The sequence below is a fragment of the Carnobacteriaceae bacterium zg-C25 genome, assembly GCA_017945845.1.
GTDB lineage: Bacteria > Bacillota > Bacilli > Lactobacillales > Aerococcaceae > WM01.
This window is the reverse complement of the sequence record CP072828.1, coordinates 1,343,309-1,369,506: the sequence shown is the minus strand read 5'-3', so window position 1 is coordinate 1,369,506 and position 26,198 is coordinate 1,343,309. Positions and strand designations below refer to the sequence as shown.

25 protein-coding genes are annotated in these 26,198 nt (G+C 37.6%); 19 read left to right on the top strand and 6 right to left on the bottom strand.

All coding sequences use genetic code 11. From position 1 onward, the window contains the following. Nucleotides 1-2: 2 nt before the first annotated feature. The 4 genes from J7S27_06470 to J7S27_06455 all read left to right on the top strand — a co-directional run bounded on the left by J7S27_06470 (nucleotide 3) and on the right by J7S27_06455 (nucleotide 7,068). The gene (locus tag J7S27_06470) at nucleotides 3-2,804 is read left to right on the top strand and encodes a pneumococcal-type histidine triad protein (GenBank protein ID QTU82908.1); all 2,802 of its coding nucleotides are present in this window, start codon (nucleotides 3-5) and stop codon (nucleotides 2,802-2,804) included. 332 nt (nucleotides 2,805-3,136) lie between these two features. Continuing rightward, nucleotides 3,137-3,589, top strand: coding sequence for a MarR family transcriptional regulator (locus tag J7S27_06465; protein QTU82907.1), 453 nt, complete (start codon nucleotides 3,137-3,139; stop codon nucleotides 3,587-3,589). Further along, a complete protein-coding gene (locus J7S27_06460) occupies nucleotides 3,582-5,345 on the top strand; it encodes an ABC transporter ATP-binding protein (protein ID QTU82906.1) in 1,764 nt (587 codons plus the stop codon). The genes J7S27_06465 and J7S27_06460 overlap by 8 nt, the downstream gene beginning before the upstream one ends. Before the next feature lie 61 nt (nucleotides 5,346-5,406). Next, nucleotides 5,407-7,068, top strand: coding sequence for an ABC transporter ATP-binding protein (locus J7S27_06455; protein QTU83628.1), 1,662 nt, complete (start codon nucleotides 5,407-5,409; stop codon nucleotides 7,066-7,068). A 91-nt stretch (nucleotides 7,069-7,159) separates the two neighbouring features. Here J7S27_06455 and J7S27_06450 read toward each other — a convergent pair whose 3' ends face one another. The 4 genes from J7S27_06450 to J7S27_06435 form a co-directional block, all read right to left on the bottom strand. Continuing rightward, nucleotides 7,160-7,669, bottom strand: coding sequence for a hypothetical protein (locus tag J7S27_06450; protein ID QTU82905.1), 510 nt, complete (start codon nucleotides 7,667-7,669; stop codon nucleotides 7,160-7,162). Nucleotides 7,670-7,829: 160 nt separating this feature from the next. Beyond that, complete coding sequence (locus J7S27_06445; protein ID QTU82904.1) at nucleotides 7,830-8,363, bottom strand: GNAT family N-acetyltransferase; 534 nt, start codon at nucleotides 8,361-8,363, stop codon at nucleotides 7,830-7,832. A gap of 12 nt (nucleotides 8,364-8,375) precedes the next feature. Beyond that, a complete protein-coding gene (locus tag J7S27_06440; GenBank protein QTU82903.1) occupies nucleotides 8,376-8,900 on the bottom strand; it encodes a hypothetical protein in 525 nt (174 codons plus the stop codon). Nucleotides 8,901-9,179: 279 nt separating this feature from the next. Continuing rightward, nucleotides 9,180-11,849 (bottom strand): cation-translocating P-type ATPase, encoded by a 2,670-nt coding sequence (locus J7S27_06435; GenBank protein ID QTU82902.1) that lies wholly within the window; start codon nucleotides 11,847-11,849, stop codon nucleotides 9,180-9,182. Nucleotides 11,850-12,250: 401 nt separating this feature from the next. On the opposite strand from J7S27_06435, the gene J7S27_06430 reads away from it, so the two are divergent. The 6 genes from J7S27_06430 to J7S27_06405 all read left to right on the top strand — a co-directional run bounded on the left by J7S27_06430 (nucleotide 12,251) and on the right by J7S27_06405 (nucleotide 18,321). Next, complete coding sequence (locus tag J7S27_06430; protein QTU82901.1) at nucleotides 12,251-13,078, top strand: zinc dependent phospholipase C family protein; 828 nt, start codon at nucleotides 12,251-12,253, stop codon at nucleotides 13,076-13,078. Next, complete coding sequence (locus J7S27_06425; GenBank protein ID QTU82900.1) at nucleotides 13,068-14,306, top strand: MFS transporter; 1,239 nt, start codon at nucleotides 13,068-13,070, stop codon at nucleotides 14,304-14,306. Before J7S27_06430 ends, J7S27_06425 begins: the two co-directional genes overlap by 11 nt. Before the next feature lie 153 nt (nucleotides 14,307-14,459). Further along, nucleotides 14,460-15,107, top strand: a complete 648-nt coding sequence (locus J7S27_06420; protein ID QTU82899.1) for a hypothetical protein — start codon at nucleotides 14,460-14,462, stop codon at nucleotides 15,105-15,107. A 113-nt stretch (nucleotides 15,108-15,220) separates the two neighbouring features. Next, the gene (locus J7S27_06415; GenBank protein QTU82898.1) at nucleotides 15,221-15,478 is read left to right on the top strand and encodes a co-chaperone GroES; all 258 of its coding nucleotides are present in this window, start codon (nucleotides 15,221-15,223) and stop codon (nucleotides 15,476-15,478) included. Nucleotides 15,479-15,515: 37 nt separating this feature from the next. Continuing rightward, nucleotides 15,516-17,132 (top strand): chaperonin GroEL, encoded by a 1,617-nt coding sequence (gene groL / locus J7S27_06410; protein QTU82897.1) that lies wholly within the window; start codon nucleotides 15,516-15,518, stop codon nucleotides 17,130-17,132. Nucleotides 17,133-17,523: 391 nt separating this feature from the next. Further along, nucleotides 17,524-18,321 (top strand): hydroxyethylthiazole kinase, encoded by a 798-nt coding sequence (locus tag J7S27_06405; protein ID QTU82896.1) that lies wholly within the window; start codon nucleotides 17,524-17,526, stop codon nucleotides 18,319-18,321. Nucleotides 18,322-18,532: 211 nt separating this feature from the next. Here J7S27_06405 and spxA read toward each other — a convergent pair whose 3' ends face one another. Beyond that, a complete protein-coding gene (gene spxA, locus J7S27_06400; protein QTU82895.1) occupies nucleotides 18,533-18,925 on the bottom strand; it encodes a transcriptional regulator Spx in 393 nt (130 codons plus the stop codon). Nucleotides 18,926-19,233: 308 nt separating this feature from the next. Here spxA and pyrR point away from each other — a divergent pair, with 308 nt between their 5' ends. The 6 genes from pyrR to J7S27_06370 all read left to right on the top strand — a co-directional run bounded on the left by pyrR (nucleotide 19,234) and on the right by J7S27_06370 (nucleotide 23,540). Continuing rightward, nucleotides 19,234-19,773, top strand: a complete 540-nt coding sequence (gene pyrR / locus J7S27_06395) for a bifunctional pyr operon transcriptional regulator/uracil phosphoribosyltransferase PyrR (GenBank protein ID QTU82894.1) — start codon at nucleotides 19,234-19,236, stop codon at nucleotides 19,771-19,773. Between the two features lie 2 nt (nucleotides 19,774-19,775). Beyond that, nucleotides 19,776-20,681 (top strand): aspartate carbamoyltransferase catalytic subunit, encoded by a 906-nt coding sequence (locus J7S27_06390; GenBank protein ID QTU82893.1) that lies wholly within the window; start codon nucleotides 19,776-19,778, stop codon nucleotides 20,679-20,681. A gap of 117 nt (nucleotides 20,682-20,798) precedes the next feature. Further along, complete coding sequence (locus J7S27_06385) at nucleotides 20,799-21,158, top strand: MerR family transcriptional regulator (GenBank protein ID QTU82892.1); 360 nt, start codon at nucleotides 20,799-20,801, stop codon at nucleotides 21,156-21,158. A 4-nt stretch (nucleotides 21,159-21,162) separates the two neighbouring features. Next, nucleotides 21,163-22,500 carry a type I glutamate--ammonia ligase gene (gene glnA / locus J7S27_06380; protein ID QTU82891.1) on the top strand — a complete coding sequence of 446 codons (1,338 nt, stop codon included), beginning with the start codon at nucleotides 21,163-21,165 and terminating at the stop codon, nucleotides 22,498-22,500. Nucleotides 22,501-22,764: 264 nt separating this feature from the next. After that, entirely contained in the window at nucleotides 22,765-23,259 is a 495-nt protein-coding gene (locus tag J7S27_06375; GenBank protein QTU82890.1) for a hypothetical protein, read from the top strand. Nucleotides 23,260-23,261: 2 nt separating this feature from the next. Continuing rightward, a complete protein-coding gene (locus J7S27_06370; GenBank protein ID QTU82889.1) occupies nucleotides 23,262-23,540 on the top strand; it encodes a hypothetical protein in 279 nt (92 codons plus the stop codon). A 47-nt stretch (nucleotides 23,541-23,587) separates the two neighbouring features. Here the strand turns inward: J7S27_06370 and J7S27_06365 are convergent, their stop codons facing one another. Continuing rightward, entirely contained in the window at nucleotides 23,588-24,307 is a 720-nt protein-coding gene (locus tag J7S27_06365) for a YebC/PmpR family DNA-binding transcriptional regulator (protein QTU82888.1), read from the bottom strand. A 126-nt stretch (nucleotides 24,308-24,433) separates the two neighbouring features. On the opposite strand from J7S27_06365, the gene J7S27_06360 reads away from it, so the two are divergent. The 3 genes from J7S27_06360 to J7S27_06350 all read left to right on the top strand — a co-directional run bounded on the left by J7S27_06360 (nucleotide 24,434) and on the right by J7S27_06350 (nucleotide 26,190). Next, nucleotides 24,434-25,498: a nucleotide pyrophosphohydrolase gene (locus J7S27_06360; GenBank protein QTU82887.1), complete on the top strand. Its 1,065-nt coding sequence runs from the start codon at nucleotides 24,434-24,436 to the stop codon at nucleotides 25,496-25,498. Next, a complete protein-coding gene (locus tag J7S27_06355; GenBank protein QTU82886.1) occupies nucleotides 25,485-25,757 on the top strand; it encodes an RNA-binding S4 domain-containing protein in 273 nt (90 codons plus the stop codon). The genes J7S27_06360 and J7S27_06355 overlap by 14 nt, the downstream gene beginning before the upstream one ends. A 67-nt stretch (nucleotides 25,758-25,824) precedes the next feature. Beyond that, a complete protein-coding gene (locus tag J7S27_06350; GenBank protein ID QTU82885.1) occupies nucleotides 25,825-26,190 on the top strand; it encodes a septum formation initiator family protein in 366 nt (121 codons plus the stop codon). The last annotated feature ends 8 nt before the right edge of the window (nucleotides 26,191-26,198 follow it).

Below are 26,198 nucleotides of genomic sequence, written 5' to 3'. Positions count from 1 at the left end.
TTATGAAAAAATCAGTTGCTGCAATTGTGGCAGTTTTGGCAGCCGGTGTGTGTGCAGTTCAATTGGGAACAACGATATCGGCGCCAACAGTATCAACGTCAACAACCGCTAAATCATCAAAAAATCAAGTGGTTGAAACAACGGCTTTAAAACAACAGTTGGTCAAAGATAATACGACGCAAGTGTTAGTCGATCAAGAAGTTAAGGGCGAAGATGTTGTTAAAATTGTACAACATGGGGACCATTGGCATGTGCATACACGAGATGGTCGAGAAGTGATTACGTATACTGATCCAAATCAAAATAATGGTGCCGTATTAGAAATGGTGAGCGTGGTTTCGCTAGATGAATTGAAAAATATGGACGTTGTTTCGGTTGCTTTGCATGGGGACCATTGGCACGTGCATACACGAGATGGAAAAGAGTATGTAACGTATCGTGATCCATCTGCTTTGTTTAGCAATGTGACGGTTAATCCATATGCGCCACATCCGGTGCATGTTCATCATAGTGCAGCAGCTACCGCTCAAGCGCCTAAAATAGATGTTGTGCGTATTGCAAAACATGGCGATCATTACCATTTGTATACACGCGATGGGAAAGAAGCGGTTGTTTATAGCGACCCACGTCATTTGTATCCAAACGCTGAATATAATGAATATGGTGGTGGTCATCACGATCATGATGAGACACCAGTGTTAGCGGTAAAACATGGCGATCATTGGCATTTGTATGCTGATTTAGCAGGTACAGATGAAATTGGTTCAACACATGACAATCCAAAAATTAAATACCCAAACATTAAAGTGGTAGAAGAACACCACGATCATGAGCATCACCATCATCATGACGAGACACCGGTATTAGCGGTAAAACATGGGGATCATTGGCATTTATATGCCGATTTAGAAGGCAAAGATGAAATCGGCTCAACACATGACGATCCAAAAATTAAATACCCAAATATTAAAGTGGTAGAAGAACACCACAATCATGAACACCATGACCACGAAAACCATGAAAATGAAACACCAGTGCTAGCGGTGAAACATGGCGACCATTGGCATTTATATGCTGATTTAGCAGGTACAGATGAAATTGGTGAAACACATGACGATCCAAAAATTAAATACCCAAATATTAAAGTGGTAGAAGAACATCATAATGGAGAGGGTGATCATCATCAATTTGCATTTGACCCAAAAGATATTGTGAGTGAAGATACAGAAGGGTATGTTGTCCGTCACGGAGATCATTTCCATTATATTTACAAAAAAGACCTTCCAGTTGATTTTGTGAAACCTCATGAGAAAGAAAAATCAGAAGAACCAACGAAATTGCCAGATAATTTAGAAGAAAAAATAAATTATATTATAGCGGCGTATGGTGTTCCAAGAGAAGCCATTAAAGTGCATAATGGATACTTTGTATTTAATGAACCAACACATGAATATGATCCGTCTCATATTCATCCGTATGCTATTCCAGTTGATAAATTAAAAGTCCCTGTTATGACAGATGATAAAGAGGCGGATTTTGAAAATGAATGGTTATCTATTGCAGAACGAATGGGTGTTTCTCCGGAACAATTAGAAATTAAAGATGGTTATTTTGTTATTTCACATGGCGATCATAGTCATTATGTAAAAATTATGTCAGGTGGAGAAAAAGAATACTTTAAAAATAAATTGCCAGATATTGTTGGCGCCTTTGTTCGTGGTGATTTAGATAAAGATGTTGTTATCAATAAAGCGCAAGAGCTTGAAAAACAAGCGGAGAATACTTATAAAGATGACCCTAAGCAATTAAGACGTATTAAAACCGCTTTACGTCAGTTTAAAGAAAAAGTTGCTTTAGGTGGTAATTCAACGCAAGGTTATTTAGATATGTTGGCAGCTTTTGAAAAACAATATATTTTGTTAAATAAAGAAGAAGCATTGTCAGCAGAAGACCAAGCATTAGCGCAAAAACATAGTGAGCTTGTTGATAAAATCAATCGATTGAATTTATCAAGATTTTCAATCACAAAAGAAAATCTGTTAGATAAACTTTATAAAGTTAGTGAATCAAAAAATCTGCAACGATTAAATGATTTGGATCTATATATCAATGGATTTAATGATTTGAGAGCAAGACCAGGTATTACTGGATTACAGTTTTTAGATTATTTATTAGCCCATGTAGACGATAAAGAATTGTCTTATGATACAAGAGAATCTGTGTCAAATGCGATTTACGAATCTTATGAAGCAAGTATTATGAATCGCAAATCTATCTTCTCTATTTTCCATTTGATTGCAGACGCTAAAGATGCCATTCGTTTGTCTCATGAAAAACCGGAAGAAACAAATCATACAAAAACGGGTCCAAAATATGCGAGATTAGATGAACCATTTGAGTGGAGAGTACCGTCCGTTCGAGAAGATGCGAAACGTTTTGTAGAAGATGTTAGAGGGTTAATTGGACCAACTGATCCAACACCAACGCCGTCAAATTTCAAAGAAAAACCTGTTTCTGTTACACCAAAACCAAATACGGCAGTGAATCGTGTTGAAGAAGATACTACAAATCGTGCAGTAAGCGAAACACCAAACTCTAGTGAAGAAGTATCAACGTCTGATACGCCAGAAGTATCAACATCTGAAATGCCAGAAGGATCTTCAGAAACGGAAGAAAAAGAATCAAGAGATGTTACATCAGAAATGAACAATAAAGAAACAGAATCTGAGGATAGTGATGTGGTACGTGTGGTCAATCCAACTTCAGAAGAAGTAGAGGGAAACTCGACCCAAGCGCATCATTAAAACATGAAGTCAGTGACGGGTGACACAAAGGTCAGTATATGATGAAAGTAGAGAAAATTGATTCTATGTCAACTCGTGTTGGCGGCTAAAATTAAATAACTTTATCAACCGATAACGAGGCGTTTGCTTCGTTGTCGGTTTTCTTGTTTTTAAAAAAGTGATGAATCACTAAGATTCTAGCGCTTAAATGATAGAACGGGTGTTTTTTGTTTGTCTAATAGGTGGTGTATTTCAAATGCGAAATGGAAATGCCATGAAAATTACGGTAAATTAATTTGAAAATTTTTCAAAACCTATTGCTTTTTTGAATGCCATCATTTAAAATGGTTGCTATGACAACTAAAAGAGAAAATAAACATCCAGATTTTAAAAATATTATTAAACAAATAGATGATTTTTGTAAAAAAGAAGCCATTCGATTAGAGTTGGATCATTTAGATGGTCCGCAAGGCGAAGTCGTGTGCTATTTATTTGAACAACAATCGCAAGTCATTTATCAAAAGCATATTGAAGAACATTTACACATTGAAAAATCAGTGGCGAGTCGTTTAATTAAACGAATGGAAAAAAATCAATTTATTCGCTTGGAGCAGCACCCTACAGACAAGCGCAAACAGTGTATTCGTTTGAGCGAGTTAGGGTATCAAAAATACAATCGGTTAAAAGAGTTTCGAAACATTTTACATGAAACCGTTTTTGCGAATATTGATAAGAAAGATTTAGACTGTGTTGTTGCAGTCTTTAAACAAATTTCAAAGAATTTACAGGAGGAACAACATGATTAAATTGATTAAACGATTAAATGGCAAAGAGGTAGGCTGGATTTTAAGTGCTACAGTTTTTGTCTTCGTTCAAGTATTTTTAGATTTGAAAATTCCAGAATTTATGTCCGAAATCACAACCGTTTTACAAACGCCAAATAGTAGTGTGTCGGATATTTTGACACCGGGGTTATCAATGTTGAGTTTATCTTTAGCTAGTTTAGCTGTTAGTGTGTTTATTGGTTTTTCAGCAGCGCGTGTTGCTGCTAGTTTTTCAACACGTTTACGCCAAAATGTGTTTGAGAAAGTCATCGATTTATCTCCGGCACAAGTGAATGAATTTTCCGTATCCAGTCTTTTAACGCGTACAACCAATGACATTACGCAAATTACAATGTTGATTGCGATGGGATTACAAGTCGTTGTCAAAGGGCCGGTTATGGCGGTTTGGGCAATGAGTAAAATTGCCGATAAAAATCAGGCGTGGTTATTATTAACATCTGGTGCCGTCTTGCTTATTGTAAGTGTTTTGACGGTCTTACTCATTTTTGCTTTTCCGAAACAACGTATTGCACAAACACTTACCGATAAACTCAATGCGTCTTTACGTGCGATGTTGACGGGGGTGCGTGTTGTGCGTGCCTACAACGCAGAACGCTATGAAGAAAATAAATTTGAAGCAGTGAATACACAATTAACCGATTTAAATTTATACATGCAAAGATTGATGGCCATCATGAGTCCTGTGATGACATTATTGATGGGTGGATTAACTTTAGGTATTTATTGGATTGGAGCAATTTTAATCAATGAAGCGCAATTACTAGATCGCTTAACATTATTTACCGATATGATTGTCTTCTCGTCATACGCCATGCAAGTGATCTTTGGTTTTATGATGATGATGGTGATTTTCTTTATCTTGCCACGTGCGTTAGTATCCGCTCGTCGAATTAACGAAGTATTGGATGAACCAAGTCGTTTACAGTTTGGTGAGTTAGTCGAAAGTGCGGCAAACGATAAAGGTAGTGTCATCTTTAAAAATGTATCTTTTGCGTATGCAGATGATGCTGAAAAAGTGTTAGACAACGTTAGCTTTGAAGTAAAAGCGGGTCAAACTGCTGCCTTTATTGGTTCAACAGGTAGTGGGAAAAGTACATTAGTCAATTTAATTGCGCGCTTTTTTGATGTAACCGAAGGAGAAATTTTAATTAATCATGAACCGATTGCCAATTACACGCATGAGACACTAAATAATATTGTCTCTTACATTCCACAAAAAGCTATTTTATTCAGTGGGACAATTGATAGTAACTTAATGTTTGGTGATAGCAGTGCAACACCACTTCACACACAAGATAAAGAAAGAGCGTTGTCACTCGCGCAAGCATTGCCGTTTGTCCAAGAAAAAGAAGACGGCTTGGAAAGCGCGGTCGCTCAAAACGGAACGAATTTTTCGGGTGGGCAACGTCAGCGTTTAACGATTGCACGCGCTTTGGCTCGTAAAGGAGATATCATCATATTTGATGATTCATTCTCGGCGTTAGATTACAAAACAGATCGTGTATTACGCGCGCAATTAGCAAAAGAAACACAAGGCATAACAAAATTAATTGTGGCACAGCGCATTAGCACGATTATGGATGCTGATTTAATTGTCGTACTAGATGAAGGAAAAGTTGTGGGACAAGGGACACATAAAGAATTGTTAGAAACAAATGCAGTTTATCAAGAAATTGCTTACTCACAATTATCGAAGGAGGAATTAAGCCGTGGATAATCAAGTATCATTAAAAAAATTAACATCCGGTTTAGTTTTGCCATTAGTTGTGGCGTTAGGGATGATGAGTATTGCCAATGTGATTACAGTCATTGGGCCAGATAAAATTAAAGAGATGACCAATATCATCACAAAAGGCATCATGACGTCAATTGAAATGACTGAATTGCAAGCCGTTGCTACAGGGGTATTAACACTCTATTTAATTAGCGGTGTACTCGGTTATGCTCAAAATATTATCGTCAGCTCTGTGATGCAACGTTTTTCTCAACGTTTACGTACACGCATTGTCACTAAAATTAATCGATTACCACTGAATTATTTTGACCAACACGCACAAGGGGATGTGTTATCTCGTGTGACGAACGATGTGGATACGGTAAGTCAATCACTTTCTCAAAGCTTAGGTTCGCTGATTTCGTCCGTCATTTTATTAATCGGAACGGTGTACATGATGCTAACGACAAGCGTCGCCTTAACAGGTGTATCGGTGGCGTCTGTATTTATCGGATTTGGTTTGATGGTCGTGTTGATTAAACTATCTCAAAAATATTTCACACAACAACAAAGCAATATTGCTTTGATTAACGGGCATGTTGAAGAAATGTATACCGGCCACCACATTGTATATAGCTACAATGGGAAAGAGCAGGCAAAAACACAATTTAATGTGTTGAATGAAGCGCTATACCAATCATCGTGGAAATCACAATTTATTTCCGGCTTAATGATGCCAATGATGGGATTTATTGGTAACTTCGGGTATGTTGCCGTATGTGTGTTTGGTGCAGTGCAAGTGTTAGAAGGGCATACAACAATTGGTGTCATTGTGGCATTTATGATTTATGTTCGTCAATTTACAAATCCGCTCGGACAAGTCGCGCAAGGTGCAACCAATTTACAGCAAGCGTCTGCAGCGTTAAAACGTGTCATTGAATTTTTAAATGAAGAAGAAATGCTTGACGAAACACATTTGCAAACAGAATGGGTACCAAAAGGGTCTGTTGCATTTGAAGATGTTCATTTTGGATATTATGAAGATCAACCGATTATTAAATCATTTAGTGCGGACATTAAAAGTGGGCAAAAAGTGGCGATTGTTGGGCCAACAGGTGCTGGTAAAACAACAATTGTGAATTTGTTGATGAAATTTTATGAAGTGAATAGTGGCGCAATTAAGATTGATGGCGTAGATATTAGCCAATTGTCTCGCGAAACAGTCCACGATGCGTTCGGTATGGTATTACAAGATACATGGTTATTTGAAGGTACGATTCGTGAAAACTTGGTGTACAATTTAGACCATATTAGCGAACAACAAATGATTGCGGCAACAAAAGCGGTTGGTGTGCATCATTTCATTAAAACGTTGCCACATGGATACGATACCGTATTAAATGACAATACGAGTTTATCACAAGGCCAAAAACAATTGATGACCATTGCACGTGCGTTGTTAAAAGACGCGCCGTTATTGATTTTAGACGAAGCAACGAGTTCGGTAGATACGCGGACAGAACGTTTAATTCAAGAAGCAATGGATACGTTGATGAAAGGACGAACATCGTTTGTTATTGCGCACCGTTTATCAACGATACAAAATGCAGATGTCATTTTAGTAATGAAAGACGGAAATATCGTGGAAAAAGGAACGCATGATAGTTTATTAGCTTTAAACGGATTTTATGCAGACCTTTACAATAGTCAATTTGAAGAAAACTAAATTGTTTGTCAAATAGGGTTGATGGCTTATGCCATCAACCCTAAAATGATATCATCACTAAAAATCTGCCTAGATAGGTTTTGTTGAGAAACTATTTAAATTCATCTTGATAAAGTAAGTTAAACAACCATTGTAAATTAATCATGGGTTCGGTTTGTTGTTCTATCACGGGTTTTACAAACTGTTCTATCTCTTCTATAACTTTATTTTTATCTACTGAACTAACATCAAGTATTTCCATCTTTCTAACATTCGTAACATGAATTAATTCAAATTTTCTATTGAACCTATACGAAACATCAGTCCCGTCAGCGTAACTATACTCCGTTTCATCCGAGTAGATATTGCCGAATCTTTTACTACCATCTAAATTTTTAAAAGTATTTGTTCCATCAAAATTATACTTTATCCCTTCTATATCCGGTGTATATATCCAGTACAAATTATCAATTAACATAATCAATTCCGGTTTCTGACCTTCTCCTCTTGGCATATGCTTGGCGTAATAAACTGAATGTGATTTTAAGTTCAATAAACAATGCATTGATATGCCAAACAAAACTAATATGACGATAGATAATTTAGATATGAATTTTTTCAAAATCCTTGACCTCTTGATAATGTATTGGTTTTCAAATGGGTTTAACCACGTGATTATAATTTATGATTTGTGTAATGTCATTCATTGAATGATACAATAACAAAAAAACGCAAGTTCAATAAATAACGCACGTATTGAACTTGCGGTTTTTCTATGTCATCTAGTTGTTGGCGTACCATTCGTCACGCGTAATACCGTATTTGACGCTGTCATAATAAACGCCTTGCCAAAAACGAACTTTTGGAATATTGGCTTCTTGGCGTAGACCTAATTTTACGCTGGCGCGCATCATGCCCGGATTTCCAGACCATGTTGTTAAACCAATATGCTCAATTTCTGAATAATCATCAAACGTTTTTGAAATCCATTGTTGGAGTGCGTGTGTTCCGATACCCATTGACCAATAATTTTCGTCATAGATGACGATGCCGATTTCTAGCCAACGCGTATTTTTATCTATCCAATAGCGTGAGACTGCGCCGACTAATAATTCATCGACGTAAATACCCCAGTTATCTTTTGTGTTTTTATAGAATGGGCGTTCTTTTTGGAAGTCCTCAAAACTAAAAGCAAAGTAATCGTTAAAATAAGGACCGTTAAATTTTGACCACTCGGGATTTTCCGTAGAAAATCCAATTTGCCATAATCGATAAATGTCATCGGTGGTTTCAATAGGTTTTAGTGTAATATCCATTATGTCTCCTAACTATTCATTTACGCGATAGTAGGGATCAAGTGTTTTGCCGCTAATTTTTGCTTGTGCACCGAACATGCGGTCGCGTGTCATATCTGTTGTGTCGTTACCTTCATAAAATAGATCGTCGGGTATGCTTGTTCCGCTTGGAATGAAATTGAGAATGAATCCCGGTCCAGCACTAGAAATAGCCTGTGCGTAAGTAATCTTATCTGTTTTGGTAATATCTCCGAGTCTTAGCGAACCGCCCACAAGACCATTTTTGTCAAATGTCAGTTCATATCCGGCTTTATTGCGCCACGTTCCGACAACACTACTAAAATCGCCTTTAGCAATCGCGTCAATATCCATTTTCTTTTGTGATGCTTTGACGGTTGTCATGGTCGTCGTCATTTGTGTAGTTGTTTCTGTTGCTTTTTGAGTTGATGATGCCGTTTGAGGCGCTGGTTTAGTTGTTGCATTGGTTTGTTGTGTTGTGGTGGTACTGCACCCGCATAACAAACAAGCCCCAAACAATAAAATAGTTGATTTTTTCATAGCAATATCCCCTTTCATTATAAATCTATTTCATTATACACCACTTTAAATGAAAAAAGAAAAAATAAAAAACTGACGAACCGCTTGATTGTATTGGATGTTTATCATATCAGATGTTGTGTGTGGTACGAACGGTTTCGTTCTCGCACGTAGTAGACAACGAGCGATGTATCGTGTACATCGCGTAAGATGTACAACTGAACGTCTGGTACGAAAAAAGACTGTTGACAGTTTATTTGTCAACAGTCTATACGAACCGCTTGGTTCGCCATGTTTACGTTACGCTTTATTTTTTGTAAAAGCACGGAAAATAATTTTACATACTTCAACAATAGGGATAATCGCAAATGAGAAGCCTAACACGACTAACCATTGTTCAGCATTTAATAATGCAGAGCTAAAGAATGTATTAATACCTGGGATTAAAATAACACCCACTAACATTGCTGCTGAAGCACATACTGCAATGTTAAACCATTTATTTGCGAATGGTTTTTCAGTGAATAATGAAGCAGAAACGTATTTCACGTTAAATGCGTGGAACAATTGGATTAAACCAAGCGTTGCAAATGCCATTGTTTCCGCCGCTAATGATTTACCAGACGCATCTACACCATAAGCGTGTAAAGCAAACCAGTAAACGCCTAACGTTAAACCAGCTTCAAGTAAACCTTGGTAAATAATGCTTTCTAATACACCGTTTGATAAGAAGTTTGAACGTTTACCACGAGGCTTCATGTTCATAATACCTTTTTCGGTATCTTCTAAACCAAGTGCAATCGCTGGGAATACGTCAGTCACTAAGTTAATCCATAAAATATGGATTGGCTCTAAAATCGTCCAACCTACCATTGTCGCAACGAACAGTGTAACCACTTCACCCAAGTTAGCCGATAATAAGTATTGAACGGCTTTTTGAATGTTTGCGAATACTTTACGACCTTCTTTAACCGCATCAACAATCGTTTTGAAGTTGTCGTCGGCTAAAACCATATCTGAAGCACCTTTAGATACTTCGGTACCCGTAATTCCCATACCGATACCAATATCAGCCGCTTTTAATGAAGGTGCATCGTTGACACCGTCTCCCGTCATCGCAACCACTTTATTGTGTGATTGCCATGCTTTCACGATACGCACTTTATGTTCTGGAGACACACGTGCGTACACGCTATATTGTTCAACTTGTTGACGTAAGGCGTCGTCGGATAAGTTATCTAATTCAGCACCCGTTAATACGGCGTGATCTTGACCCTCTTCAATGATACCTAAACGTTTTGCGATCGCTTCGGCAGTGTCGCGATGGTCTCCCGTAATCATAATTGTACGAATACCCGCTTTTTTCGCCACCGCAATCGCTTCGCCCGCTTCTTGACGCTCAGGGTCAATCATTCCCACTAATCCAGCAAAGATTAAGTCGTTTTCGATTGTGTTTGTATCCACTACAGATGGGATAGTATCGATAATTTTATAAGCACCGGCAAGAACACGTAACGCTTGTTTTGCCATTGTAGAGTTGTAACTTAAAATTTCTGTGCGTGACGCATCGTTTAATGCACTCACTTGTCCATTGTTATTCACTTGTGTGGCACGGTTTAATAATTGATCAGGCGCACCTTTAACCGCAACAAAATATTTGCCGTTATCCAATTGATGAATGGTAGACATTAATTTACGATCAGAGTCAAATGGCACTTCCGCAACACGTGGTAAACGTGTGTTTAATGCCGTAACGTCCATCGCTTTATCTAAAGCAAATTTGACCATCGCTGTTTCTGTTGGATCCCCAATCAATTCGCCCGTTGCGTTGAATTTTGTATCGTTTGCTAAAACGATTGATTCTAATAATGGTAAATCTAAAGCAATAGTTTCGCTGGCGTCAAATAATGTGTTGTTGTAAAACACTTTTTCAACCGTCATTTTGTTTAACGTTAATGTTCCTGTTTTGTCTGAACAAATAATTTCAGTACCACCTAACGTTTCAACGGCAGGTAATTTACGCACCAATGCGTTTTTGTCTGCCATTGTACGTGTTCCAAGTGCTAAAATGATTGTCGTAATGGCAGGTAATCCTTCTGGAATAGCGGCTACGGCAATAGAAATGGCAGTTAATAACATCGCTGTTGCCGGACGACCTTGTCCTAAACCAATCGCAAAAATAAAGGCTGCAATAATTAAAATCGCAATCGTTAACCATTTACCCAATTGGTCTTGGTTTTCTTGTAACGGTGTTTTACTTTCTTTTTCAGACACTAACATCGTCGCAATTTTACCGACTTCTGTTTGCATACCTGTTGCGGTTACAACACCAACACCGCGTCCGTAAGTAACGTTTGTACTTGAAAACGCCATATTTGTACGATCACCAATACCGGCTTGATGCCCTTCAGGTAACGTTAATGATTTTTCAACGGGAACAGATTCACCCGTTAAGGCTGCTTCTTCAATTTTTAAAGAGCTAACTTCTAATAAACGTAAATCGGCTGGAACAACATCACCCGCTTCTAACAGAACAATATCACCGATAACGATTTCTTCGCTTTTTAATGTCGTTGTGTGTCCGTCACGCATAACACGTGCTGCAGGAGATGACATACGTTTCAAGGCTTCTACCGCCTCTTCGGCTTTTGCTTCTTGAATCACACCAATAATGGCGTTCAAAAATACAACTAACATGATGATGATGGCATCGTGAAATTCTGGATGACCTTCCGCAAATGACACCGCAACGGATAGGATAGACGCTGCGATTAAAATAATAATCATAAAGTCTTTAAATTGATCTAAAAACTTTTGTAAAAGTGTGCGTTTTTCACCCTCATCGAGAATGTTTTCGCCGTACTTGGCTAGACGTTCTTGCGCTTGAGTCGTCGTTAAACCATTCGCTGATGTTTCTAGTGCATCAAGCACTTCGTTTTCTTGTAATAAGAAAAAGTCTTTGTTAGACATTGTTTTTCCTCCATTTTGTAATGTAAACGTCCTTCGGACATAAAAAATGAGACTTATAGACATTTCTATGCCTATAAGTCTCACGGTTTAAGATAACACCAGCCTTTTGGGCTTGTTGTTGATGCTACCACACAAATGTGCCAGTTACTCCCTTATAAAAAGAACGTTTCAATTACCAATTATTATACAATAAAAAATAAGATTTGCAACAACCTATTTGCGTAAAAGAATGCGTAGGGGTGTTCTAAAGGTCTGTATAAACCTTAAAAAATAACAATTCGTATTTAAATCAATCATTTTTACAACGAAAATACTTTTATATTCAAAGTTTTTAAAAAGATTACATACAAGTGTGCGCAAAAATGGTATGATAGGTCATATACTAAAAATGAGGTGATACTGTGGCAAGTATTTATACACATAATCGATTTGGTAAACATGTCAAACATCATTTTCCAAAAGAATGGCAAAAAGCTATCGTGCAAAATGAATCGTTATATCTGTTAGGACAACAAGGACCGGATTTATTTTTCTTCTATCCAAAAACATTAATGAAATCAGATAGTCCCGGAACTGTCATACATAAACAAGCGGGCAAGCAATTTATAAACAATCAAAAAGACCGTTTACGCGCATTGCCTTTAAATCATCCACAATGGAGCTATTTTATCGGTTCTTTATGCCACTATATTTTAGACGTGCATATTCACCCAACGGTTGAAGCGGTTAAAAATGATGCGACAGGGTATAGTCACATTGCGGTAGAAACAGAGTTAGATCGGTATTACATTGAACAAGACGGTATGGTCGGTGTGGAATATCGTTTAGATAAACTCATTACGAAAGATGACGTAACCTATGAACAACACATTCCACCGTTTTATAACGTGTATGATAAGGCAGATCAAAAAACAGTAATGGGAGGCATTCGCTATTTTAGATTAGTGAAAAAATGGTGCTTTGCCAAAACGCCGTTGCGTGAAAAAATCGTTGCAAAACTCATTAAAGTGATTGGTAATGATACGCCAAACTTCAACGGTTTGGTCATGCACTTAACACCACTCCCCGAAGCACAACAAAATCAAGGACGTCTCGTATCCTGTGTGGATAAAGCGTTAGAAGCGGCGCCAACGTTAATTCAAAACGCGATTGATTTTATCCGTGAGGATGTGCCGTTGGTCGACTTCTTTAATTATACTTATGATGGAGATTATGTGAATGAACAATAAAATGACAAAACTGGAAAAACAGTGGATTTTGTATGATGTGGGAAATAGTGCGTTTTCGCTTTTAATCGCAACCATTATTCCGATTGTGTTTAACAATTTAGCCAAAGGAGAATTAAGCGAAGATGTGTATTTTGCGTATTGGGGTTATGCCGTAACGGCCGCAACAGTCGGTGTTGCAATTTTAGGGCCAATTATTGGGGCAATCTCGGATAGACCAAATACACGTGCTAAATTTTTTGGCTGGAGTGTTGCCATTGGAGCGCTCGGGTGTGCATTGTTGCCGTTTTTCAATAATTGGCTACCGTTTTTAATCGTGTTTGTATTAACGAAAAGTATTTATAACGTATCGTTAGTGTTGTATGACAGTATGTTAACTGATGTGACAACACCTGAAAAAATGGACATGGTTTCTTCTCACGGGTATGCGTGGGGATACGTTGGGAGTACAATTCCTTTTGTCATCAGTTTAGGATTGATGTTGTTTTATGAATCGATAGGATTGACGTTGCCTGTGGCATTAATTATTGCGTTTGTCGTGAATGCGTTATGGTGGGGATTGTCTGCTGTTCCATTAATGAAAAACTATAAGCAAGTTCATTCGACACCGAACGTACAATCGACAAAAGCGATTTTTTCACAATTGTTTGAAACGTTGCGTGAAATTCGACGCAATAAACATATCTTTTATTATTTAATTTCGTTTGTATTCTTTATTGATGGGGTATATACCATTATCAATATGGCAACAGCGTACGGGACGGCGTTAGGCTTGTCACAAAACAGTTTGATTTTAGCGTTATTGGCTACACAACTTGTAGCGTTCCCATGTGCATTGATTTTTTCAAAAATTTCAAAAAAATATCCAACGGGGTTATTGATTAAAGAGTGTATTGCTGCTTACGGATGCGTTTCTTTATTTGCGATTCAGTTGGATCAAGAGTGGGAATTTTGGATGTTGGCAATTTTTGTCGGTATGTTCCAAGGTGCGATTCAAGCGTTATCCCGTTCGTACTTTGCCAAAATCATTCCGCCACAAAAAACAGGTGAATACTTTGGTATTTTCGATATTTGTGGAAAAGGCGCGTCTATTATTGGTACGTTAACGGTCAGCCTTATTTCTCAAATTACAGGCTCACAACAATTAGCCGTTGGTGCGTTAAGTATCATGTTTTTCATTGGGTATGTGGTGTTTGGTTATTGTGAAAAGTTTGCAAAACACACCGCATAAAGTGATCAAAAGAATTAACTAAATAAATGATGATAATGTAGAAACTAGCCAGACAAAAATGATTTTGTCTGGCTAGTATTGTATAATGGAGTTACTTGAAAAATGCATGTATGATATGCGATATGATGTGTATATTAAAAACAGGATGATAGTATGACAAAATTTTTAAAATATATTGAAGCGTTAGAAAATTTAGCACTAGACGACACATTGTTAAACCATGAACGGTTAGTGTTGTTTATTAGTGGTAGCAATCATTACTATACGGCTAGTTTATCAGCTGAGCAATTAGCACTGTTAGACACGTTGAGTGTGAATGGTTTTGTGGGTATCAAAAGTAATTTTCCGTATAATCAACAATTTCATCATGACGGCATTGCTCCTTATGTCACCGTAGCACAAGCGGCACGAAGCAACATTGTCTATTTTTACCATACGTTATTTACAAAACGATTCCATGAGCAACTCAAACGGCATATGGAACCGTTACGTCAAGCCAAGGAAGTCGTCTTTGTTGCGAAAAGCTCGGGGTTAAATGTGTTGACGAAATTATTATCGCAATTGTCGTTGTGTGATACAAAAATAACGATTATCGCATTAGGTCCAGTTTCAAAAGGGCGATTTAAACCGTTGTGTGCATCGCATCGGTTAATGGTGTTAAAAGGCGATAAAGATCACTATAGTAAAGTGTTGGATAGACACCCGATTGATTATAATGTCGCATGTAATCACTATGACTATGAATCGACTCCAGATATTATTGATTTGATTTTTAATTTGGTTCATGGCAATCGCAAATAAAAGGGAGTCGTCATGAAAAACAGGCTATGTGACTTGATAAATGTGTTAAAAAACGATACAATACTAACGTTAGCACTCTTTGTATAAGAGTGCCAAATTATAGGAGGTTATTTATGATTAAACCATTATCAAAACGTGTTGTTTTACAACCCGTTAAAGAGGAAGAGAAAAAAGTGGGTGGCTTATTGTTGCCGGGTAGCGCTAAAGTGAATGACAATATGGCAAAAGTGATTGCGGTAGCAGATGATGTGAGTGCCATTCAAGTGAACGACACTGTAATTTTTGAACAATTTGAAGGTCTATCTATTGAGCAAGACGGTGAAGCGTTTATCATTATTAAAGAAGATAATATTGTAGCGATTGTACAATAAGAAAGACATGATACCACAACAGAAAAGAGGATAATATATGGTAAAAGAGATTAAATTTTCAGAAGACGCGCGTTCAGCGATGTTGCGCGGGGTGGACATTTTAGCCAATACGGTAAAAGTGACATTGGGACCAAAAGGGCGTAACGTCGTTTTAGAAAAGGCGTACGGCTCACCGCTGATTACAAATGACGGGGTGACAATTGCCAAAGATATCGAATTGGAAGACCATTTTGAAAACATGGGAGCGAAATTAGTTGCTGAAGTTGCTTCAAAAACAAATGATATTGCTGGGGATGGAACGACAACGGCTACCGTTTTAACTCAAGCGATTGTGCGTGAAGGATTAAAAAATGTAACGGCTGGAGCAAACCCTGTCGGGATTCGTCGCGGAATCGAATTGGCGACAAAAACAGCGGTAAGTGCTTTGCACGAGATGTCTGTTCCCGTAGAATCAAAAGCGGCAATTGCACAAGTTGCAGCGATTTCATCAGGCTCACAAGAAATTGGTGAATTGTTGGCGGAAGCCATGGAACGTGTCGGAAACGATGGCGTCATTACAATCGAAGAGTCTAAAGGGATTGAAACGGAATTGGACGTTGTAGAAGGCATGCAATTCGATCGTGGGTACTTATCACAATATATGGTCAGTGACACCGACAAGATGGAAGCGGTCCTTGAAAATCCATACGTGTTATTAACGGACAAAAAGATTTCCAACATTCAAGAAATTGTGCCAGTTTTAGAGCAAATTTTACAACAAGGTCGTTCGTTGTTAGTCATTGCCGATGATGTCGATGGCGAAGCGTTGCCAACATTAGTATTGAATAAAATTCGTGGAACGTTTAATGTCGTTGCCGTTAAAGCGCCCGGATTTGGCGATCGTCGCAAAGCCATGTTAGAAGATATTGCCGTATTAACGGGTGGTACAGTCATTACCCAAGATTTAGGGTTGGAATTAAAAGACATGACAATGAACGAATTGGGAACAGCTGGTAAAGTCGTTGTCACAAAAGATTCAACAACGATTGTCGAAGGTGCGGGTTCTAAAGAAAACATTGCGCATCGCATTCGTTTGATTAAAGCGCATTTGGAAGAAACAACATCAGAGTTTGATCGCGAGAAGTTACAAGAGCGTTTGGCGAAGTTGTCAGGTGGTGTTGCGGTAGTCAAAGTCGGTGCGGCAACGGAAACCGAATTAAAAGAGCGTAAATTAAGAATCGAAGACGCGTTGAATGCGACACGTGCAGCCGTACAAGAAGGTATCGTTCCTGGCGGAGGGAGCGCATTAGTTGCTGCACAACGCGCTGTGTCAGAACTTGTTGCTGAAGGCGATGTGGCAACAGGTGTTAAAATTGTAGTTCGCGCTTTAGAAGAACCGTTACGTCAAATCGTTGAAAATGCTGGATTAGAAGGGTCTGTCATCGTGTCCCAATTAAAAGAGAAAGAAGCAGGCGTTGGTTACAATGCTGCAACAGATGAATGGGTGAATATGATTGAAGCGGGAATCGTGGATCCAACAAAAGTAACGCGTTCAGCATTGCAAAACGCTGCAAGTGTATCAGCGTTGCTATTAACAACAGAAGCGGTTATCGCAGATAAACCACAAGTAGAAAACCATTCACACGCAGTAGATAACGGCATGGGAATGATGTAGTCTATTCGGTAGGTGTTTTAAAAAGTTTTTTGAAACACACCAATGTTTACAGTAAGAAAGCAAAAAGTTTCGGCTTTTTGCTTTTTTGTGTTTAATGTGGAAAAAATGGATGCCAAAAAGCATCTAGTAAAATAGAATCGAAATATAAAAAGGACTATACAGAGTGCTGATTGCATTTGTAATGTGCGCTAATCGTGTGATGCCATTTGACGTGGAAAAATAGTGAACAATAACGTTACTTGTTCAGGTGGTGTACTAGTGTTATGATGAGTGTGATTTATAGAAACTTGCCAGCAAGTCTTTAGAAAAAGATATTAAAGCGTACGTGTTCGTGAAGTGATGATGACACCAACGTCAAATTTTAAAAAAGACTACAATTTAAGGAGTTATGATGATACAAACAAAATTACCATTACCGACTTTTCCATTAGTGCATTGCATTACAAATGGCATTACAAATGAATATGTGGCAAATGCACTTCATGCATTTGGTGCGAAACCAATTATTGTAGAAGATAGACGAAGCATCGAACAAACGGTTCGCATGAGCGATGCGCTCTTTTTAAATTTTGGACATTTAACGAATGAAAAAGAAGCCGTCATTCGTGACGCGATGGCAGTAGCTTGCACTTATAAAAAACCTGTTGTCATTGATATTGTAGGAATCGCTTTAAATGCCGATCGTTATCAACTCGCCATGGATTTACTTGAATTAGGACCGAGTGTTGTTAAAGGAAATGTTTCGGAAATGCGTCATTTATGTGGTTTGGCAACGCAAGCACGTGGCATTGACAGTGCAAAAGATGATCATGAAATTGAAGCGGTTAATGAATTGTTACAAGCCATGCGCCAATTAGCTAAACGCTATCCACAAACGACGTTTTTAGCAACGGGTCACATAGACATCGTAGCGAATGCGACCGAGTGTATGTTGTTGAAAAATGGCGTGCCGTATTTAGATCGCTTTTCGGGTAGTGGCGATGTTGTTGGCGCGTTAATTAGTGCGGTATTGCCGTTTCATCAAAGTGCGTTTGATGCGGTTTGTGATGCGGTAAGTTATTTTAATATTGCTGGAGAAAGAGCGAATGCACGTGAAGGTATCGGTACATTTCGCATTGATTTACTCAATAAACTTGAAAAAGTACAAGAAACAGAGTGGGTAGAAGCCATTGAAATGGAAAAAAGATAACGGGTGAAAAAATGGCTTACTAAATGGGTTGTCAGTAAAAAGTAATTGCATCATTTTTTAAGGTTGACGACTGATGCCGTCAACCTTAATTTTATGTAGCAGTAGAAGTGTTTTTTTAAAATAAAAAGGTGCTGGTGCATCGTTTTCAAGCCATCAACACCAAATAGTATAGAACCAAAAAACGTGTGTCGCTAAATGCAACACACGTTTTCTATATAGCTTGTTGAGCGGCGATTAAATCCATCACACGAATTGAACGTGGTAAGAAACGACGGATTTCATCTTCGTTAAAACCAACTTGTAATTTTTTGTCGTCGATTAAAATGGGACGACGCATTAACGTTGGATTGTCATGAATCAATTCCAACAAACGACTAAGTGGTAGTTCGTCTAATGGAACGTTTAATTTTTTAAATGTTTTTGAACGTTGTGAAATAATCTCTTCTGTGCCATCTTCAGTTACACGAAGAATATTTTTAATTTCTTCGATAGATAGAGGTTCCGAAATAATGTTGCGTTCAACATAAGCAATATCATGTTCTTGTAACCAGGCACGCGCTTTACGGCAAGATGCACAACTTGGCGATGTATATAAGGTAATCATTTGTTTCAAGTCACTCCTTTCAAAGTGAAACTATTTCAAAAAACGGGTTGTGATACATCATCACAATGAACATTATATCATAATTAAAATTTAAAAAACAGATGTTTTTTGAAAAAAAGCGCCATTTAGCGCGTTTCTATACACTATATTGTAGCTTTTTAAAAGAAATAAGGCTATATCTTGTGTCTTTTACATGCTGATGTGACCGCTTTAAAAAACAACAATAAAACGTGTTTCTCATTCCATTTTAATATAAACCGTGTCCGCTTTCGTGTATAATGGACGTAACATATAAAGGTGGTAAATGTATGGACGATATTATAATTTTAGATGAAATCGTCATGAAACGTTCTTTAACGCGTATGACGCATGAAATACTAGAAAAGCATAAAGGGACAAACGATTTAGTCGTATTGGGTATTCGTACACGTGGCGTTCATTTAGCTAAACGAATTGTTGAAAACATTGAAAAATTTGAAGGTGTTCGCATACCTTATGGTGAATTAGATATTACAATGTATCGTGATGATCGCCATACAAGTGATGATATGCTGGATCCAACGATTAATGAAACCAATATACCGTTTGATGTAACAAATAAAAACGTTGTTTTGGTCGACGATGTGATGTATACCGCGCGTACGATTCGTGCAGCAATGGACGCCACTATGGCGCATGGTCGAGCAAAGAAAATTACGGTAGCGATTTTGGTGGATAGAGGTCATCGTGAATTACCGATTAAAGCCGATTATATTGGTAAAAACATTCCAACATCACGACATGAACAAGTTGAAGTGCGTGTTGTCGAATGTGATGGTGAAGATAAGGTCTTATTGAAAAAGGTGTAAAAATGACAAGAAGAAATATTGGTAAATTAACACGTCTAGTGACGGTAGATGATTTAAGTGTCGATATGATGCACGGGTTGATTCATCGTGCCCTTGCTTATAAAGGTGGCGCAACCTATCGATTTTTAGAACCCAAATTTGTTGCCAATCTATTTTATGAACACAACACAAAATCACATTATAGTTTTGAAATGGCGCAACATCGTCTTGGTTTAAAAGTGTTGAGTTTTGACCCGCAATCAAGTAGTGCCTACAAGGGCGAAAGTATGTATGATGCGGGTATGATGATGAGTATGTTAGGTATTGATGTTGTTGTATCTGCATCGGAGTCAGAAAGATATTATGAAAAATGGTTAGAAAACGAAACGTTTTCAAGCATTGTGATTAATGCGGGAGATGGCGATCATGAAGATCCCTGTCACGCATTGACAGATGCGATGACCATTTACGAACATTTTGGCACAATTGAGGGGTTAAAAGTTGGGTTTATTGGTGCAACGCACTTTTCTCGTGTTACTAAATCAACGATTAAAGTATTAAATCAATTAGGTGCACAAGTATTTTTTTCAGGGCCAGAACAATATCAAAGTAGAGAATGTCACCGATTAGGGCGTTATTTACAGATTGATGAAATGATACCGAATATGGATGTTATCGTTATTTTACGTGTCCAATCAGAAAGAGAAGATGTGGCACATCTTGTTGATGGCTACTATGAACAGTATGGTATGACCGTAGAGCGATTGGCGAAACTTAAAGAAAATGCGATTTTATTACATCCGGGTCCAGTAAAAAGAGATGTTGAAATAGCAAACGAAGGTGTAGAATGTGCACAGTCTAAAATTTTTATACAAGGTCAAAATTCGGTATATATGAATATGGCTATTTTAGAGGCAGTTTTAGCCTAATAACAACCCTTTGTCGTACTAACGGCAAAGGGTTGTTACATTTTGTGACATAAAACGCCGATTTAAATTGTAGGTGTGTTAAAATATGTTACAATAGCGACGAAAGGTGGAAACAAAATGAGTGAAAAAGAGTTACGACGTTCCTTGCCAGTATTTCCGATTGGAACGATGATGATGTTAACGGAATTATCAGCACGACAAATTCGATATTATGAAGAACAGGGGCTAATTTTTCCAAAACGCTCACAAACGAATCGGCGATTATATTCGTTAAATGATGTTGATCGCCTATTAGAAATTAAAGATTATTTAGAGGAAGGGTTGACGATTGTAGCCATTAAAAAGGTGTACGCCAATAAAAAAGTATCGCCTTTGGATCAAGCAAAACCACTTACAGACGAAGATGTTCGACGCATTTTATATAAAGAGTTAATGAATCAACAACAGTGGAAGCACATATCGACAACAGATAGGTAAATAGATGAAAAAACAAATTACAAAACAAATGATATTAGATGATATTCAAGAAAAGGATGTCCGTTATTTACGTCTAATGTTTTCGGATATTTTAGGGACTGTCAAAAATGTAGAAGTGCCGATTAGCCAAATTGAAAAAGTATTGGATAATAAAATGATGTTTGACGGATCGTCAATCGAAGGTTTTGTACGCATCGAAGAAAGTGATATGTATTTATATCCTGATTTAAATACGTGGCTTGTATTTCCTTGGGGAAATGACAACGGAAAAGTTGCCCGTTTTATTTGTGATGTATACAATCCAGACGGTACCCCGTTTGCTGGGGATCCACGTCATAATTTAAAACGTGTATTGGATGAGATGCATATTTTAGGGTATACACAATTTAACTTAGGACCAGAACCAGAATTTTTCTTATTCAAACTTGATGAACACGGTCAACCAACAATGAACTTAAATGATGATGGTGGGTATTTTGACTTAGCGCCAACTGATTTAGGTGAAAATTGTCGTCGTGACATTGTGTTGCAACTAGAGGAAATGGGATTTGAAATTGAAGCAAGCCACCATGAAAATGCCCCTGGTCAGCATGAAATTGATTGGAAATTTACAGATGCCGTAACGGCATGTGACAATATTCAAACGTTTAAATTAGTTGTTAAAACGATTGCACGCCAACACGGATTACACGCCACCTTTATGGCGAAACCAGTCGTGGGGATTAACGGTTCTGGAATGCACTGTAATTTATCTTTATTTACAGAAAAAGGGAACGCTTTTTATGACGAAACAGAAAAAGATGGATTAAGCAAAACGGCTCGTCAATTTATTGCCGGTTTAATGACACATGCACATGGTTATACAGCCATTTGTAACCCTACCGTCAACTCATACAAACGATTAATACCGGGTTATGAAGCGCCTGTTTATGTGGCGTGGAGTGGCAAAAATCGCTCACCACTGATTCGCATTCCAGCAAGTCGTGGCAACTCTACACGTGTTGAATTACGCAGTGTTGATCCGATGGCGAATCCGTATTTAGTGATGGCGGTGTTGTTGCGTTCGGGATTAGATGGTATTGTGAATGAATTGACACCACCTCCAGCTGTAGATCGCAACATTTATCAAATGTCGCCTGCAGAACGATTGGAAAATGGGATTACGGATTTACCAAGTAGTTTACATCAAGCGTTAAAAGCGTTGCAGCAAGATGACGTCATTCTTTCGGGATTGGGTGAACACATTGCGCAAAACTTCATTGCTGAAAAATCGTTGGAGTATCAAGCGTATCGTACGCAAGTTACAAAATGGGAACTCGACCATTATTTGAAACAATATTAGTCTTAAAATCGGTGATACAAATCAATTGTATTCACCGATTTTTTTAATTTTATAGTGTCAAAAGATGTGTGAAATGAATAAAAAAAGATAGTCTGAAAAAATATCGGAAATACTGTACAGAAAGAATTGACAGCGCTTCCATTTTTTGGTATATTTTACTTGAAAATATCATTGGTTGACCAGAAAGATGGTGATTAACATGTACAGTTAATTGTTGTTTCAAAGTTGCGCGTCTGTCTTTTATAAATACGGGGGTATATTATCATGGCAAAACGATGTAAACAAATGGTTGTTATTTTGATGAGTATTTGGTTTGGTATGGGGTTTGTTCAATCACCTACAGTACATGCAAAAACTATCCAAAAAAATCCAATTGCTCCGATGGAACATTATTATTGGGGTGGTTATAGAAAAGAAGGGGTACGAAAATATCAAGAGTGGGGGAATATTGAACGTGTATCAGATAATCTGGTTACACCAGGATGGATTTATTCACAGAAAAAATTAGAAAGAGGCGTTGAAGTGACAGGTGCTATTGATGAGATTTTAACGATTTCTCTCTTTTCTAGGGTATCATCAGAAAAAGGATATGGAGTGTTGATAAATACACCGGGGACCTATTACTTAGGATATAAAATATTATATGAAGTAGAAGAAGGATATCGTGTTAAAGATGACGTTTTTGGTGGGACATCTAGAAACTACTACAAGGTTCGAAGACCGGTGTACGGACAATATGAACCGGTAAGGGTGCATTAGTTATGGACATAAAAAAATTATTGATTAAAGACGAAAAACCGACTTTGTTAGCCTATAGTGTTGGGTTGTTTTTAGGTTTGTGCATCATTGGTTATATCGTTTTTATTCATTGGGAATGGATGTTATATAAAGAACCGCTTGGACAGAACGGTTGGAGATACGATGGGGATGAAGCAAACATTTATTTTGGTTTTAAACTATTGCTTGTTTGGTCAATTTTTAATGCCTTATTATGTGTTTGTTTGATGATTTTTCATAAATGGTTGAAAGAACAAGATTAAAAAAGCTAGGGGAACGTCGTTAAGACGCTTCCCTAGCTATTGTTTTGTTATTCACCTAAATCAACGTTGTGGTAAACTTTTTGAACATCTTCTAAATCTTCTAAAGCACCAATGAGTTTTTCGAATTTTGTTAAATCGTCACCGCTTAAAACAACTTCATTTTGTGGCAACATTTCAATTTCTGAAATGGTAAATTCAGTAATGCCCATTTCGTTTAACGCCACTTGAACGGCGTGGAAATCGCTCGGTTCAGCATAGACAATAGCGTCGTCTTCCTCTTGAATCACGTCGCGTACATCGATTTCTGCTTCGATTAGCGCTTCAAATAATTCTTCGGCATTTTTATTTGCAATACCAAAAATGGCAGTGTTGTCGAATAAATAAGAAACTGCACCAGAAACACCCATGTTTCCGCCGTTTTTACCGTATGCTGCACGTACATCAGATGCTGTACGGTTTACGTTGTTTGTTAAAGCGTCGACAATAATCATTGACCCATTTGGTCCAAAACCTTCGTAACGTAATTCAGAGAACGTTTCGTCTGAACCACCTTTTGCTTTATCAATCGCTTTATCAATAATGTGTTTTGGAACGTTATACGTTTTTGCACGATCAATAACGAATTTTAATTTTTGGTTTGTTGCAGGATCTGGATCTCCTTGTTTTGCTGCAGCATAAACTTCAATACCAAATTTGGCATAAATTTTACTGTTGGCACCATCTAATTTAGTTTTCTTTTCAACGATATTCGCCCATTTGCGTCCCATATAGTCACTCTTTTCTTTTAAAATTTGCTCATACATTATAACGCTTTTACTATAAGTAAGGCAACTCAAATTTAAAGTTGCCAAAAATGTGTTCGTGTTATAATGTAGAAGAAAAGGAGAATGGCTATGTCAATTATTCATGTTATTGGATTAGGAGCAGGCGATATGAATCAGTTACCTTTAGGGGTGTATCGCCATCTTGAATCAAAAATCAAACAAAAAGAAACGGTTTATTTACGTACGAAATTACATCCAGTGGTGGATACGCTTGTACAAGAAGGGCTAATTATTGAAAGCTTTGATGATACTTACGAGCAGTTTGATGCATTTGAAAAAGTGTACGAAACGATTGTGGAAAAATTAGTTGCTTTAGCAAACGACAACACAGAATTGACGTATGCAGTACCGGGGCATCCGATGGTGGCGGAAAGTGTTGTGCAACAGCTTCTAAAACGCGATGATATTACCGTAAATATTGTTGGTGGACATAGTTTTATTGATGACTTGGCAGCGGCTGTTCGTATTGATGTGATTGATGGATTTCAATTAGTGGATGCGTTAGATTTTCGTGTTGAAGATGTGGTGTTGACGCAACATGTAATGATCATGCAAGTGTTCAATGATTTTGTAGCCAGTGATGTAAAGTTATCTTTAATGAAGCGCTACCCGGATGATTATCGAGTGGCACTAGTTCATGCTGCCGGAACAACACAACAACACGTTGACTGGATGCCATTGTATGAAATTGACCGATTAGATGGCGTTTATAATTTAACAACGTTATTTGTACCGAAAATGGCACAAGATGATGCAACGGCATCGTTTCAAACGTTACAACATTATATGGCGCAAATTGCTCAAAACGATATTTGGTTGAAAGAACAGACGCACGAATCGTTGTTACCTTATTTTAAAGAAGAATTACAAGAATTTGAGCAAGCACTGAAAAACGATGATATTGATAATATGATTGAAGAATTAGGTGATTTGTTATGGCAAGTGTTATTTCAAACGAGCGTTGCCGAATATGACGGTTACTTTAATTTAGAAGATGTTTTAACGACGCTAAATCAAAAAATTCGACGTAGACACCCGCACGTTTTTGACGGTGTAACGGTTAATAGTGTAAAAGAGTTGGATGCGTTGTGGCAAAAAATTAAAAAACAGGAGAAAGCCGATGAGATTAGATAAATATTTAAAAGTATCCCGTTTAATTAAAAGACGTACAGTAGCTAAAGAAGTATCGGATAAAGAACGGATTTTAATTAATGGAAAAACCGCAAAATCAAGTACCCAAGTAAAAGTTGGTGATGAGATTACGTTGTTGTATGCTACAAAAACATTGGTTGTGCGCATTGAAAAAATTGTAGAGACGACTAAAAAAGATGAAGCGGATGGGATGTATACGGTTTTAAGTGAAACACGAGTTGAAAAAGAACCGCTATTTTAAAAAATACCATGGTAAATCGTTCATTTTCTTGCTATGATAGAAAAAGGAAATAGAAGGAGGCGATACTTTGGAAACAACTGAATCAAAACGGTCGCAGCAACGAAAAAGTAATCGCGTCTTTTTATGGCTATTGGGAACGTTATTGTTTGCGGCTACGTTATGTTTTCAAATTTTTAATAATGTGCAACAAACTGAACAATTGAAAAAAAATTTAGAAATTGTAAAAGTGGAAAATCAGCAAGCGAAAACAAGACAAATTGAATTGAAGACGTATGTTGATTTACTAAACGATGATGAATATGTATTGAAATTAGCGCGTGCAAGAGGGTTTTATACATTGCCTAACGAACTGATTTTTAACATTCCAGAAGAAAATGCCATGTTACAAAATGAACAGGCACGTCAAAAAGCACTTTCAAATCAAGGAGAATAAAAGTCTAT

Bases quoted from the DNA above. Each gene is read 5' to 3' on its own strand.
- J7S27_06470 (QTU82908.1), top strand. From the start codon at position 3: ATGAAAAAATCAGTTGCTGCAATTGTGGCAGTTTTGGCAGCCGGTGTG.
- J7S27_06465 (QTU82907.1), top strand. From the start codon at position 3,137: ATGACAACTAAAAGAGAAAATAAACATCCAGATTTTAAAAATATTATT.
- J7S27_06460 (QTU82906.1), top strand. From the start codon at position 3,582: ATGATTAAATTGATTAAACGATTAAATGGCAAAGAGGTAGGCTGGATT.
- J7S27_06455 (QTU83628.1), top strand. From the start codon at position 5,407: ATGATGAGTATTGCCAATGTGATTACAGTCATTGGGCCAGATAAAATT.
- J7S27_06445 (QTU82904.1), bottom strand. From the start codon at position 8,363: ATGGATATTACACTAAAACCTATTGAAACCACCGATGACATTTATCGA.
- J7S27_06440 (QTU82903.1), bottom strand. From the start codon at position 8,900: ATGAAAAAATCAACTATTTTATTGTTTGGGGCTTGTTTGTTATGCGGG.
- J7S27_06435 (QTU82902.1), bottom strand. From the start codon at position 11,849: ATGTCTAACAAAGACTTTTTCTTATTACAAGAAAACGAAGTGCTTGAT.
- J7S27_06425 (QTU82900.1), top strand. From the start codon at position 13,068: ATGAACAATAAAATGACAAAACTGGAAAAACAGTGGATTTTGTATGAT.
- J7S27_06420 (QTU82899.1), top strand. From the start codon at position 14,460: ATGACAAAATTTTTAAAATATATTGAAGCGTTAGAAAATTTAGCACTA.
- J7S27_06415 (QTU82898.1), top strand. From the start codon at position 15,221: ATGATTAAACCATTATCAAAACGTGTTGTTTTACAACCCGTTAAAGAG.
- groL (QTU82897.1), top strand. From the start codon at position 15,516: ATGGTAAAAGAGATTAAATTTTCAGAAGACGCGCGTTCAGCGATGTTG.
- J7S27_06405 (QTU82896.1), top strand. From the start codon at position 17,524: ATGATACAAACAAAATTACCATTACCGACTTTTCCATTAGTGCATTGC.
- spxA (QTU82895.1), bottom strand. From the start codon at position 18,925: ATGATTACCTTATATACATCGCCAAGTTGTGCATCTTGCCGTAAAGCG.
- pyrR (QTU82894.1), top strand. From the start codon at position 19,234: ATGGACGATATTATAATTTTAGATGAAATCGTCATGAAACGTTCTTTA.
- J7S27_06390 (QTU82893.1), top strand. From the start codon at position 19,776: ATGACAAGAAGAAATATTGGTAAATTAACACGTCTAGTGACGGTAGAT.
- J7S27_06385 (QTU82892.1), top strand. From the start codon at position 20,799: ATGAGTGAAAAAGAGTTACGACGTTCCTTGCCAGTATTTCCGATTGGA.
- glnA (QTU82891.1), top strand. From the start codon at position 21,163: ATGAAAAAACAAATTACAAAACAAATGATATTAGATGATATTCAAGAA.
- J7S27_06375 (QTU82890.1), top strand. From the start codon at position 22,765: ATGGCAAAACGATGTAAACAAATGGTTGTTATTTTGATGAGTATTTGG.
- J7S27_06370 (QTU82889.1), top strand. From the start codon at position 23,262: ATGGACATAAAAAAATTATTGATTAAAGACGAAAAACCGACTTTGTTA.
- J7S27_06365 (QTU82888.1), bottom strand. From the start codon at position 24,307: ATGGGACGCAAATGGGCGAATATCGTTGAAAAGAAAACTAAATTAGAT.
- J7S27_06360 (QTU82887.1), top strand. From the start codon at position 24,434: ATGTCAATTATTCATGTTATTGGATTAGGAGCAGGCGATATGAATCAG.
- J7S27_06355 (QTU82886.1), top strand. From the start codon at position 25,485: ATGAGATTAGATAAATATTTAAAAGTATCCCGTTTAATTAAAAGACGT.